This is a genomic window from Leadbetterella byssophila DSM 17132, from assembly GCF_000166395.1.
Lineage (GTDB): Bacteria > Bacteroidota > Bacteroidia > Cytophagales > Spirosomataceae > Leadbetterella > Leadbetterella byssophila.
Genome location: NC_014655.1, coordinates 3,141,143 through 3,154,536, shown reverse-complemented (window position 1 = coordinate 3,154,536; position 13,394 = coordinate 3,141,143). Strand labels below are relative to the sequence as shown.

Here is a 13,394-nt window from a genome sequence, read left to right as displayed (position 1 = left end):
TTTTAGTGGGCCTGCCTGGACTCGAACCAGGGACCTTTACATTATCAGTGTAACGCTCTAACCACCTGAGCTACAAGCCCCGCTCCAGCGAGCCAAAGCCGGCTCTCACAGATTCTGATCTCTCAACAAACTAACTTGTTGATGGGAATAAAAACTTCCACAACCTCTAGGTCTTTCTTATATATGTTTGTAACAAACACTCACCTTATCATTCTTCTGGTCTTGCCAGAATATCTCTATAAAGGAGGTGTTCCAGCCACACCTTCCGGTACGGCTACCTTGTTACGACTTAGCCCCAGTCACTGGTTCTACCCTAACGAAGTCTGTTACCTTCCGCTTCAGGTCTACCCAACTCCCATGGCTTGACGGGCGGTGTGTACAAGGTCCGGGAACGTATTCACCGCATCATGGCTGATATGCGATTACTAGCGATTCCAGCTTCATAGGGTCGAGTTGCAGACCCCAATCCGAACTGTGACATGATTTTTGTGATTCGCTTACTCTTACAAGCTCGCTGCACTCTGTTCATGCCATTGTAGCACGTGTGTCGCCCTAGGCGTAAGGGCCATGATGACCTGACGTCGTCCCCTCCTTCCTCTCTACTTGCGTAGGCAGTCTGATCTGAGTCCCCAACTTAATGATGGCAACAGATCATAGGGGTTGCGTTCGTTGCGGGACTTAACCCAACACCTCACGGCACGAACTGACGACGGCCATGCAGCACCTTGTTTCGCGTCATTGCTGACTAATCCATCTCTGAATTATTCGCTCACATTCTAGCCTAGGTAAGGTTCCTCGCGTATCATCGAATTAAACCACATGCTCCACCGCTTGTGCGGACCCCCGTCAATTCCTTTGAGTTTCACCGTTGCCGGCGTACTCCCCAGGTGGATTACTTATCGGTTTCCCTTGGTCACTGACCCATCGGCCAACAACTAGTAATCATCGTTTACGGCGTGGACTACCAGGGTATCTAATCCTGTTTGATCCCCACGCTTTCGTGCCTCAGCGTCAGTTAATTCGTAGTGACATGCCTTCGCAATCGGTATTCCTCCCCGTATCTATGCATTTCACCGCTACACAGGGAATTCTAGCCACCTCCAAATCACTCAAGCTCTACAGTATCGAGGGCATGCATACAGTTAAGCTGCTGCCTTTAACCATCGACTTATAAAGCCGCCTACGCACCCTTTAAACCCAATAAATCCGGATAACGCTTGCACCCTCCGTATTACCGCGGCTGCTGGCACGGAGTTAGCCGGTGCTTATTCTAATAGTACCGTCAAATAGCCTCGCAAGACTACGTTTCTTCCCATTCAAAAGCAGTTTACAATCCAGAGGACCTTCTTCCTGCACGCGGCATGGCTGGGTCAGAGTTGCCTCCATTGCCCAATATTCCCTACTGCTGCCTCCCGTAGGAGTCTGGCCCGTATCTCAGTGCCAGTGTGGGGGATACTCCTCTCAGAGCCCCTAAGGATCATAGCCTTGGTAAGCCGTTACCCTACCAACTAGCTAATCCTACGCATGCCCATCCATATCCGATAAATCTTTTAATAAAAAACGATGCCGTTCTCTATGTTATGCGGTATTAATCCCAGTTTCCTAGGGCTATCCCCCTGATATGGGTAGGTTGCATACGCGTTACGCACCCGTTCGCCGGTGACATTGCTGCCCCCTCGACTTGCATGTATTAAGCCTGCCGCTAGCGTTCATCCTGAGCCAGGATCAAACTCTCCATTGTAAATTACTTTTACTCGTAAGCGTTTGCCTTTCTCTATATTTTACCTAGCTTTTCGTTCCAGCTCCTAAAAGCCAAAACTAGTGCTTCCATCTTTATCCCCAACAAGTTAATGAACTTTCTCCCACCGTAGTGAGCTTGTGCGTCTCAGCCATCTTTCCGCTTTCGCCGCTCTTCTATTTTTTGCCCCGCTCGCCTTCGTTTCTGTGTGTCTCTCGTCGTTTGGGAGTGCAAAGGTAGAAGCTTTTTTTTAATCTGCAAAACTTTTTTTTGAATTTTTTTTTCTTCTCAAAAGCCCCTCCTTTCAGCTATTCGGTAGACCGTCTCCGAAAGGGTTGCAAAGGTACAACCATCTTTTGAATTAGCAAACTCTACACAAAAGAAATTTCAAAGAAAATAGCCCCCATTTCCCCTCTCTGCTGCTTTTCAATCACTTACAGCTCAAAAAAATTTCAAAGATTTTTAACCCTTCCCGCACGTAGGTTTATATCAAACATCAAACCCTATTTATTAGTTCAATTTATTCTCAAAATAGTAATACTATTTTTGCTATGACCTAGAGTTTCTTTTTTAAAATATGAGGTCTCTCGCTCTCCATTTTTAAAATTAATTCTCCAAAAAGGGTATTTGCCCATGCAAACCACTTCCTAGTAAACTTATTTGAATCATCTTTATCGAAAGATTCGTGCATAAATCCAGTTCCTGCATGACTAGATTTTAGAATTTTTAGTTGGGCGCTTATCTCTTCATCAGAATTAGAGGTCATAGCCCTCATGATCACACCTATTGGCCAGATTTGATTTTCTAAGGTATGGGGACTACCCACTCCTTCTCCTGCCTTACCCTGGAAGAAGTATGGATTATAGGAACTCAACACGAAGGCTCGCGTCCTTTTATATAAGGGATCACTTGCCTCTACAGCACCTAGGTAGGGCAAAGCCAAAAGATTCGGAACATTCGCATCATCCTGGAATAGTACATTTCCAAAACCGTCCGCTTCCATCACCAATACTTCCCCCATTACAGGATGCTTAGACACTCCATATTTATATATAGCAGCCTCCACCTGTCCAGCCAGGTCTTCGAATCTCTTTGCCTCCTCTTTCTTATTATATATATGCACAAGAATCTCTGCAGCCTGACGCAGGCTGACAACAGCGAAGAAATTTGCAGGAATTAAATAAGGATAAACGGTAGCGTCATCTGAAGGACGAAAGATAGAATGAATCATACCGTTTGGTAAGGTTCTGTTTCCATATCCATTCCCCGGAACAGTATCTGTGGACCAGGCCGTGGTTCTGCCAAACCTATATGGCCCTCTATCTTCTAATCTCTGCTGTTCTACAAACGTCCTAAATATAGATAGACAAGCTTCGTACCACTTCTCATCAAATATACTGGTTTCTCCAGCCTGCTTCCATAAACCATAACTTAGTCGGATAGGATAACACAAAGAATCAATCTCCCACTTTCTCTCATGTATCCCCGGTTTCATGTCCGTATGATCAGAAAACCATTCCCCTTTTTTAGCATCCTTATAAAAAGCATTGGCATAAGGATCAAAAAGGATACATTTCACTTGTCGATTAACTACACCTATCAAAAGATCACGAATATCCTTCGCCCCTTTTGCTAAAGGAATATAAGGCCAAACCTGTGCCGTACTATCTCGTAACCACATGGCATCGATATCACCCGTGATGACAAAAGTATCTGGTCTTCCATCTATATAAGAGAATTCTACCGTAGTGTCTAATGTATTGGGAAAACAGTTTTCGAACATCCAGGCCAGTTCCTTGTCGGCTATCTTACTAGAAAGTCTCTCAATGGTCTTTTCTATAGCCGGACTTTGAAACTTTCTCTTTCCCTTGGCCACTCTAACCACAGGAAATTCTTCTGGACTCTTGAATCCCATCAACATCACTGCAGCACTACCGGCCACAAATTCTCTTCTATTCATTCTTAAATAGTCTTTTTGCCACAAAAGCATTCATACCTAAGATCTTTGCCGTGTCTCCTAATTCCGTTACCTTTATCATCAAGCCTTCTTTAAAATCCGGCAAACAATAACGATTAATGGCAAATTCTACGGGATTCACAATCAAATTACCAGCTTTCGACAAGACCCCGTCAATCACTATGATTTGTGGGTTAAATAGGTGAACGGCCACAGACAAACCCTTACCTAACTCTAGTCCTATATTATATAAGGTATCTATGGAGAATCCGTCCCCATTTGCAGCGGCATCAATCACCTTTTCCAAAGTGATCTCCTCCGGCTTATCCCTGTATTTGGACAAAGAAGAAACTACTCCATTACTCAAGCCCTTCTTAACTTTATTAAGCAAAGAAGAAGCAGAAGCCACGGTATCTAAGCAACCAATCTTTCCACAACTGCACAACTCCCCTTCCGGATTAACTTGCACGTGCCCTAATTCTCCGGCAAAACCAGATGCCCCGTTAAAGATTTGCCCATTAATGACCACTGCCAAACCTACACCCCAGTCTACGTTTATAGATAAAACATGTTGTTCATCTTTACCTACACCAAATACAGACTCACCAAAAACTGTAGCTTTGGAGTCATTCAATACATACACCGGAACATTCCATTGAGAAGATATCACCTCACTCAAAGTGGTGTTTTCAGAATTTAATCCTACATAGGTTCTGTTTTGCCCGGTCTGCTTATTAATCAAACCCGGAAATGTCAAGCCCACGGCCACCACTTCCACATTTCTTTCACTATATCGGTATAAACAGTCATTGATGATTTCCAGAATCTGGGATCGGAAACCTTGATCATTTGTAACACCCAGTTCAAAAATCTGCTCTTCAATAATTTCGTTTCTGAAATTCAATAACACGGCTCTAGTGTCATGTGTAGTTACATCCACCACAAGCACGTGCTTATATCTAGGATCTAAAGAATAGATGGTCGGATTTCTGCCTTGTTTTTTTGTATCTACCTCCTCGCCAATAAGCCATTTTTCTTCTAATAATTCCTCTACATGTGAGGTTAAAGTAGGTATACTAATAAATAAAGCCTCTGATAATTCCGCTATACTCTTCTTTTTCTCAAAATAAAGATATTTAAGAATGTTCTTCTTGTGCTTAATCTTTTTGGACTCTACTGCAGACTCTTTAGTTTCACCGGCTCTTTTATCAGCTATTGTTGGCATAATGAGATTCTTTAAAATGGCAATTTAGAGGAAATTCCTTTGGCTAAATCTAAGGGATGAAGGAAAATTATTCGAAAATAAGATCATTTCCCCATTTGTGTAGACTCAAATTCTAAATATCATTCTCACGTCCTTATAGGAAAATAACCCCGGCATCAAGGCCGGGGATTATTTCTATTTAGTGTCCCAGAATAATTTCGTAGTCAAATTATCTTTTGAAGCGACGGCATTATAATTCGCCTCGTTATACGCTTTCTCAGAATTAGGATAATTCCATCTGGCAGGAACAGTGGTTTGATTACTCGCCTGATCTACCCAGAAGGTTAGGGCTGGCAACTTCAACCTTCTTACCTCCGTCCAGTTCTCTAAAGGTTGAACCACGTTAAAGTGCAACCATTTTTGTAGACCAATTAAGGCCAATTTTTCATTTGCACTCTTAGCAGGAGTCCACTGCACTTCAGGTGTAGCTAAATACGCCACGATTTGAGCTTCTGTAATGTTTGCAGGTACAGGAGAAACCGAATTATTAGAGATGGATCTTACTTCCTTATAGAAATTGATGGACTCTCTTATACCTTTCTCATAAGTAGCTGAAGCCATAGCCTCATTCCCAGCTTTCAGATAATATTCAGCTAACATAAACTGAACTTGTGAAGCTGAAATCAAAATTCCAGGAAAATACGAGTTCCTGCTCAAGGTAGAACGGTTATAAATGGTCAACGTACCAGCATTGATCTTTTCAGTAATTGTGGAGCTGTTTTCCAACTGGCTGATGGTTTCATATTTCCCATTTTCTGCTTCTACACCAGGCTCCAATACGTATGTCAATCTAGGATCTTTATTATTAACCATGTGGTCTACAAGCTTCTTACCGGCCACATTTCCATTCCAGTCTTCTAAACCTCTTTCAAACTCATTGTTATCATTAAAATACACTCCTAAAGTCTTCACTTCAAATGCAATGTTTTCCACATTTGTATTCACTATAGGATATGCAGTAGGATTACCCACGATCTGTCCTATTTCTGTTTGAGCACGGGAAGAGAAATTACTTGCACCACTGACACGGGTAAGGATCCTTAATCTCAAGGAGTTCACGTAGCGTTTCCAAGCCGTCAAATCACCATTGTTGATCAAGTCTTGCTTTTCAAAGCCCACCTGAATACCACTATTTACTTCAATAGTATTTAACTCATCTGCAATGGATTTCAAGTCATCCAACATAGTAGTATAAATGCTTTCAGCAGAGTCATACTTTGGATAAGAAACGTTATAGTCCCCTCCATTCGTGCTTAACATCCCTGCTTCTGAGAAAGGAATATCACCATGTAAATCCACTACTTGCTGCGTATGGTCATATAAATAAACTGTAGCTGCAAGCATGTATATCCTTCTCAATTTCTGATCTTCCTCTGAAAGACTATTGAAAACCTTTTGTAACTCCCTGTATTGGGCCAAAAAGTTGTAATAGGTATTCCATCTGTCATTCACAGCCCCACCACCCGGGATGTACTGGTCAATATCATTAGCCCAAGTCACCGCCTGAGTATAACGGTTATTTGTGATCCTATGAATGACGAAGTAGTTCCAATAACTAGGTAGGGCATAGTCTTTATTACTAAATATAAAACCTGTGAATTGCTTCTCTACCGTAGTTGTATTCAATTTAGAAGGATCCGCATAGAAATCTTCGAAATCTTCTTTTTGACAGGCACTCATTATTACCATTAGTGCCAATGCATATATTTTTTTCATCTTTTTCAATTAAAAGGTCGATCTTAACATTATACCAAATCCTCTCGTAGCCGGGTTAGTACCTGCGTTATTGATGGTCTGACTCCATCTGGAACCGGCAGTAAGTACCTCAGGATCTAAGTCTTTCAACTTTCTATAGATAAAGAAGAGGTTACGTCCGTAAACAGAAACATTGATTTTAGATGCACCCAATTTAGATGCTACCTTAGATGGCAAATTGTAACCTACTGATAGCTCTCTCATTTTCCAGTAAGTAGCTTCCTCAATAAACAATTCATATCTGGCAGCACCGTACTGAGGTCCACCCCAGTTGTAGGTTCTCTGATAATACAATGCCTGCGAAATCACGTTAGTGTTAGGTAGATATTTGGTTACTCCATCTTCTACTACTTGGATCACACCTTCCATGAGCATTCCGTCATGGAACACCTTTTCCCCGTTAGGACCGGCATTTGCAGTAGTCTGTACCCCTTTGCCACTGGCATCTATATAATAGGAAAGACCACCACTTTCTTTGTCCATGAATTTCAAACTTTCTTCTGTCATACCGCGCGAATGCATCCAGTTGATCCCTGTAGGCATAACGTATCCTCCTATTCTGAAGTCAGTCATTACATTCACAAAGAAATTCTTATAAGTTGCATCTAAACTTATACCACCCACACCTTTAGGCTGAGTATTACCCACTTTCTTCCATTTTGTAGCGTCTAATTGGTATAAGCCATCCGCTCTCACTATTTTTTGTCCGTCCGGAGCTTCGGCTACCGGCGGCACAAACAGGTCACCCATAGCAGAGCCAACCACAGATTTTAACTGGGCTGCTTGTCCATCATAATCGGCATGAAGCAATTCAGTAGCGTCATTAGTTAACTTCTCCACCACGTTCTTGTTCCAAGCATAGTTAATACCAAGATTCAAGCTATAATCTTTGGCAGTAATTAGGTTTGTATTAATTCCTACCTCAATACCTTTGTTTCTTAAGGTACCAATGTTTGTCAATACTGAAGTACCACCTGAAGAACTAGGCAAAGTCAATGGTAGGATTTGGTCTACGATCTGCGAGTTATAATAAGCTACATCCAGATGTACTTTATCTGCTAGTCTTGTTTCCAAACCAATCTCAAACTCATGTTTACGTTCAGGACGAATACCGTCATTACCCATAGCTACAGGAATAAAGGTATACTGAGTAGAGCCTAGTGTTCTTTGATCATAGGCTACATTAGCTACGTATGGATCCGGATAATTACCTACAATACCCCAGGAAGCTCTAAGCTTACCATAGTTCACAAAGCTTGGCATATCCAAAGCTTCAGAGAAAACAAAGCTGGCGTTTACTGAAGGGTAAACAAAGGAGTTATTATTCGGATTCATGGTAGAGGTGCGGTCTCTCCTGATGGTTCCCTCGATAAATGCAAAACCTTTGTAGTCAAAATTCACTGTTCCTAACACAGCATCAATGAGTCGGTTAGTACGTTTAAGAGAAACATTAAGGCGATCATTCACTGAAGATGTCAAGTCAAATTTATTCTCTGTACTCAAACCTCCATTAGTTCCGGCGGAAAGGAAGGTATTCTGAGATTTAGTTGCCGTGTATCCTCCCATGATGCTCATGGAGAAATCATCATTAAATCTCTTGGTATAGGTTAATAGCAAATCGCCGTAAAGAATATTGTACTTGTTATTCTGAGTTACAAATTCCCCAGAGGAGCCAAAAGCCAGAGGTCTTTCCGTAGCTTTCTTCTCTTCTGCATTAAATCCAGTGAAGTCAGTTGAGACCCTCGCTCTTAAATTTAAATCCTTCAAGATCTGGAAAGTATTGGTTAAACTGGCCAGAACCCTATCACTTTTTTCGAGCGACTGGTGTCTGTACACTCTCCACATATAATCAGCGATATCTCCTCTGAATCCATTGTAAATAATGTTTTCATTCGGTGTCAAACTTTGACCGGAAGCACCTTGAACAAATCTATATCCCAGACTGGTTTGATATTTTTCTCTGTACCAAAGACCATTATCAAAGGTACCTAACATACCGGTGAAGTTATTTATCATGCGGTCTGTAGAGTAAGGACGGTTTTTAGTCAACTGATTAATGTAGTTGATGGTGATATCTGCCTTCCACGCCTTAGATAGATTCAAAGAAGTATTTAAGTTGGCTATGTTCCTTTCGTTTTTAGCATTCAAACTTACCCCTTCATTATCCTGACGGGTTAAGGAGAAACGGAAAGATGCGAAGTCGTTAGCTTGCGACAAAGCCACATTTATATTTGAATTATGAGCATCTTGAAATAGGTTTTTATATCCATCCGGTTGCGCAGAATAAGGTCTCATTTGACCATCCCACGAACGAATGGGCTGTCCATCAAATAAGGCGCCAAAGTTCACTCCCGTCTCCGGAAGGCCTCTGCTGCCATCAGCATACTTGATAAAACCTAATTCATCCTGTCCTGCATTCACCAAAATCGTAGGCCCACCTGCACCTCTAACGGTTTGGAACCTAGGAAGATAGGCAACTTGATCAACGGAGTAATTGGCATTAAAATCAAGATTTAACCCTCTTTTCCCTTGTTGTGCTCTTTTAGTAGTGATTAAAACCACACCATTCACCGCTTCTGACCCGTACAGGGCAGCAGCCGATGCTCCTTTTAAGATAGTAAGGTTTTCAATATCTTCAGGGTTAATGTCATTTAAGCCATTACCGCGTTGACGTTGATCATCCCAGTAATTGTTGTTTGAAACTTCTTCACTACGGATAGGCACACCATCTAATATAATCAGAGGCTGGTTTCTTCCGGTGATAGAGTTGATCCCACGAATGGTAATGTTAGATGCACTGGTAGCTCCACCTGGACCTGTGGCGATACGTACACCAGGAGCTTTACCATAAAGGGATGAAGCTAAGTTAGTGTTTCCTACTTTAATAAGGTCGGCAGATTTAATAGTTGTTGTGGCGTAACCAAGGGATTTTTGTTGCCTTGCCACACCTAAGGCAGTAACCACAACTTCATCTAGCAAGGTGTTATCTTCTGCTAAGCTCACATTTACCACTGTTCTACCGTTAACTGGTACTTCCTGAGTGATAAAGCCAACAGCAGAGAAGACAAGAGTGCTATTCGGTGACGCAGATATTTGATATTCTCCGGAGGCATCAGTGATGGTAGCAGTGGTACTGCCCTTTACCGTGACACTTACTCCGGGAGCATCAGATCCGTCTGCAGCAGAACTCACTCTACCAGAGACGGTTTGCGCCATAGCGTTCATGCCTATCGAGACAAAAAGGCTGATAAGCATAAGTAATTTTCTGACCATAGTTATTGGGTTTTGACAATTATTTGTAATAAAAATACAATGAAGTCACAATAATATTAAAATATTTTATTTATTCAGTCGTCAAGTATTATTTTTTTTAGATTTTATTGACCTTTTGATTAAATATTATACTATTCTTCTAGGTATATGAACAAAAAAAAGCCGGTCGAATGACCGGCTTTTTTCCTAATCCACTTAAAATCAAATTCTTTTTAGAAAATTTAGGACTCCGCTGACAAAACCAGTAGAATTCGTAGCATGTACCCAGTGGTTTGCACCTGGCACAGTCAGTAATTCTGCTTTAGGATAGTAGGCTTTCACCTCATCAAAATCAGAATCTCTTACATAATTTGAGGCGCCCCCACGCATTAATAACAAAGGAACATCTACTTCTTTTGCCAATTCTATGTTTGCCACAACCTCTCCTGCATTAGCGGCTAATACCGGGACATTGATTCTCCAATCAAAAGCCCCGTCATCCGTCCTGTAAAGATTCTTTAACAGAAACTGCCTCTCCCCTGGATCTGTCACATATTGACTAAAAATCTCCTCGGCTTCCTTCCTGGAGGTTATGGCCTTTGGATCTATTGCTTGTAGTCCCTGGATTATATGATCATGATGTCTCTTATATCCCCGAGCTGCAATATCTACTAGAATCAAGCCCGAGTAATTCACATAGTGCTGAGAATAATAAAGGACTGTTTTACCTCCCATACTATGCCCTAATAAAAAAGGCTTATCTAATCCTTGCTCCGACAAGAATTCATCTAAATCTTGAGCTAAAACCTGATAATTAAAGTCTTCACCTCTTTCTGACTGGCCATGGTTTCTGGCATCTACCATATAAACCTCATAACCCGCCTCTCCAATCTGCTTACAAACCGTATGCAGATTATCTGAAGAGCCAAACACTCCGTGTAAAACCACTAATGGCTTACCTTCTCCCGTTTTCCTAAAATGTAGTTTCATATAGCAAATTTAGAAAACATTAGGGCTATATACCTGCATCTATACTTGTTTTTTACCGCCTATAAAAATATTGCAGTCCCTAAGAAAATTTTTACGGAATATTGAAGTTAATAGGTAAATCAAGTGCTTATCTCCAAACACTTTATCGCATGCTAAGCTTAAGTTCCCTTTTTCAAACACCCACTCCGGATGTGAAATTCGAGGAGGATATCCCTATACCGGAAATTGAACTTCCTACCTGGTTAAAACAAGAAGACCTGCTCAGAGATGAAGGAGTACTTTTTGGCTTAAGCGGTTCTGAACCTACTGAAAAAATAAAGATTATAGAATCCACTTATGAACAAGTCCTCGCCTCTCCTAACCAAAAGAAAATGCACCTGCATGAGAAAATTGGAGAGCTAAACTTGATTTTGGAACAAAAAAATAAAAAGCTAGAGGATAATCAATTGAAGATCTCCCAAACCCTCTCCCTAAGTACAGAACCACACGGATTATTGAGGGTTAGTATTGGTTTAGCCTTAGCCATCTTCATGTGTTTTGCTAATTATTTCCTGATCAAAGATGGGATTCAATATGCCTATCCGAAAGATGCGAATTGGATAGCATGGGGCGTTTTTCTAAGCGGTATGTTTAGTTTATACGCCTATACCGCCTTAATACATACTAGTGAACCTGTCACGTGGAGAAGAGCCCTGGAAGAATGGGGCATGCCGCTAGCAGCTTCTTTATTTCTTTTGGCTCAGATTTGGCCACATTTTACTTGGTACAAGGCCATGGCTTACTTCACTTTTACCTTATTCCTATTCCTACTTACAGGTAAATTATTGTTGAGTACCATCAGCAAATGGAAATGGGAATGGGATAAGTTCAAAAACAATTGGAGTCTTAATAAGAATAAGAAACTTGCCCATAAAGAGTGGCCTTCAACTTCTGATGCCTTGGAAAAAGAAATGGAGGAGATTCGTATCCAGAAATGGAATATCGTTCAAACCCTCAACGAAGTAGAAGCCCAGATCCAAAGAATCACTGCAGAGAAAGAATCAGCTATCCATTTATTCCTTAGTGAATACCAGTTGGCCAAACAATACCGTTTCGAAAACGCTAAGATTGTACAAAAATGAACGAAGATTATAAAAAAGGAATAGAACACGGAGTAGATGGATTAGATAAGACCTATTTTGAAGATTACCTCTCCAGTGAAGTTTCCCTGGAATGGCTGGAAGACGCCAAAGCGCAGTTAGTAGATCAGCAAGAAGAGCTCGAAAAAAAGATTCAGGATATTACCTCTAAAAAGCTTCAGATCCTCGAAGCTATACATGAAGTCAAACCTCAGCATGACAGCAAAAAACTAGAAGTAAGTCATTTGCAAGAACAGGTTGAAGACTTCCAGCAGCGGATAGTGGAAGCCAAAAATGAGAAATCCAAAAATCCTTTACACTACCCTCTTCTAGCCGGAATAATCTATTTCTTTGCCGGTATCGTTTTCTTGTTTGGAGATTTGATCATCAGCCACGAAATCGTAGCATATGCTTTAAATATTAAGAATGACAAGGAAGCATGGGCATTTGCCTGTGGACTTGCTGGAGTGACATTCCTATTGAAACCTGCCTACGAAAGACTCATTGAAGAACCCTACCTCAAGAATCCTACAGACAAAACACAAAAACTACATAGATTCTTTCAGGGTACCTTGGTGTTGATTTCTGTTATCACTTTGGCAGTCTTAGGATTCTTCAGGTATGAAGCGTATAAAGCAGAAAAACTAAAGGATAGTATCAATAGAGAAATAAAATCATTGCAACTTGCCAGTACTCCTTTGATTCAAGGAACGGAGGTGAAAGAAGATCCAACTATCCTTTTAAAAATAGAAGAGAAGATGAAGGAAATAGATGCCTATAATAAGGAATTAGTCACTAGTCCGTGGGCCTTGGCATCCTTTGTCTTAAGTGGGGTATTGTTTGCCATTGCAGGAGCTATCTGCTTTGGAATTGCCTTCCCCATTCTTAGTTCCTACTGGAAACGGTGGATTTGGCATAATCCTAGTATCAACAGATCCCGAAGGAGAATCAAGAAGTTAAGAAAGCAAATGGTTCAGATCGAAACTCCTCGTTTTGAATATGCCGCTACTTTGGAACACTACCAAAAAGGGTTGGACCTGCTACCGGACCTTGATACCTTAAAATCGGAAGCCCAAAAAATCAACGATCAAATCCTGTCCATTACTGAAAAAATCAGGTTGGCCCGGGAATCTGCGAGAATCAGCAGTTATGCCACTGGCTATGATTATGGGGAGAAACAAGGGAAAGATCTTGGAAATGATGATAGAAGACGTTTGAAAAACGCTTTAGATGAACCCTCAAAATCTTTCCGCTCCAATGGTTTACGCCCCTATCAAGCACTGAGAAAAGCGATTGGTGAAAACCTTAGGGATAATTAAA

The 13,394-nt window shown here is 41.3% G+C and carries 7 protein-coding genes, 1 tRNA gene and 1 rRNA gene; 2 read left to right on the top strand and 7 right to left on the bottom strand.

Going from position 1 to position 13,394, the window contains the following annotated elements:
• Window positions 1-6: 6 nt before the first annotated feature.
• The 7 genes from LBYS_RS14005 to LBYS_RS13975 form a co-directional block, all read right to left on the bottom strand.
• A tRNA-Ile gene (locus tag LBYS_RS14005) sits at window positions 7-80 on the bottom strand.
• 160 nt (window positions 81-240) lie between these two features.
• Window positions 241-1,741: ribosomal RNA gene (locus tag LBYS_RS14000) — 16S ribosomal RNA — on the bottom strand.
• Window positions 1,742-2,294: 553 nt separating this feature from the next.
• Window positions 2,295-3,698 carry a glycoside hydrolase family 125 protein gene (locus LBYS_RS13995; protein ID WP_013409500.1) on the bottom strand — a complete coding sequence of 468 codons (1,404 nt, stop codon included), beginning with the start codon at window positions 3,696-3,698 and terminating at the stop codon, window positions 2,295-2,297.
• Entirely contained in the window at window positions 3,691-4,920 is a 1,230-nt protein-coding gene (locus tag LBYS_RS13990) for an ROK family transcriptional regulator (protein ID WP_013409499.1), read from the bottom strand. Before LBYS_RS13990 ends, LBYS_RS13995 begins: the two co-directional genes overlap by 8 nt.
• A 174-nt stretch (window positions 4,921-5,094) precedes the next feature.
• On the bottom strand, window positions 5,095-6,675 hold the full coding sequence (locus LBYS_RS13985; RefSeq protein WP_013409498.1) for a SusD/RagB family nutrient-binding outer membrane lipoprotein: 1,581 nt from the start codon (window positions 6,673-6,675) through the stop codon (window positions 5,095-5,097).
• Window positions 6,676-6,684: 9 nt separating this feature from the next.
• Window positions 6,685-9,987 carry a SusC/RagA family TonB-linked outer membrane protein gene (locus LBYS_RS13980; RefSeq protein ID WP_013409497.1) on the bottom strand — a complete coding sequence of 1,101 codons (3,303 nt, stop codon included), beginning with the start codon at window positions 9,985-9,987 and terminating at the stop codon, window positions 6,685-6,687.
• A 201-nt stretch (window positions 9,988-10,188) separates the two neighbouring features.
• Window positions 10,189-10,956 (bottom strand): alpha/beta fold hydrolase, encoded by a 768-nt coding sequence (locus LBYS_RS13975; RefSeq protein ID WP_013409496.1) that lies wholly within the window; start codon window positions 10,954-10,956, stop codon window positions 10,189-10,191.
• A gap of 149 nt (window positions 10,957-11,105) precedes the next feature.
• Between LBYS_RS13975 and LBYS_RS13970 the strand changes: the two genes are divergently transcribed.
• Both LBYS_RS13970 and LBYS_RS13965 read left to right on the top strand, forming a co-directional pair.
• A complete protein-coding gene (locus LBYS_RS13970; RefSeq protein ID WP_013409495.1) occupies window positions 11,106-12,077 on the top strand; it encodes a hypothetical protein in 972 nt (323 codons plus the stop codon).
• A complete protein-coding gene (locus tag LBYS_RS13965; protein WP_013409494.1) occupies window positions 12,074-13,393 on the top strand; it encodes a hypothetical protein in 1,320 nt (439 codons plus the stop codon). The genes LBYS_RS13970 and LBYS_RS13965 overlap by 4 nt, the downstream gene beginning before the upstream one ends.
• Window position 13,394 lies beyond the last annotated feature (1 nt).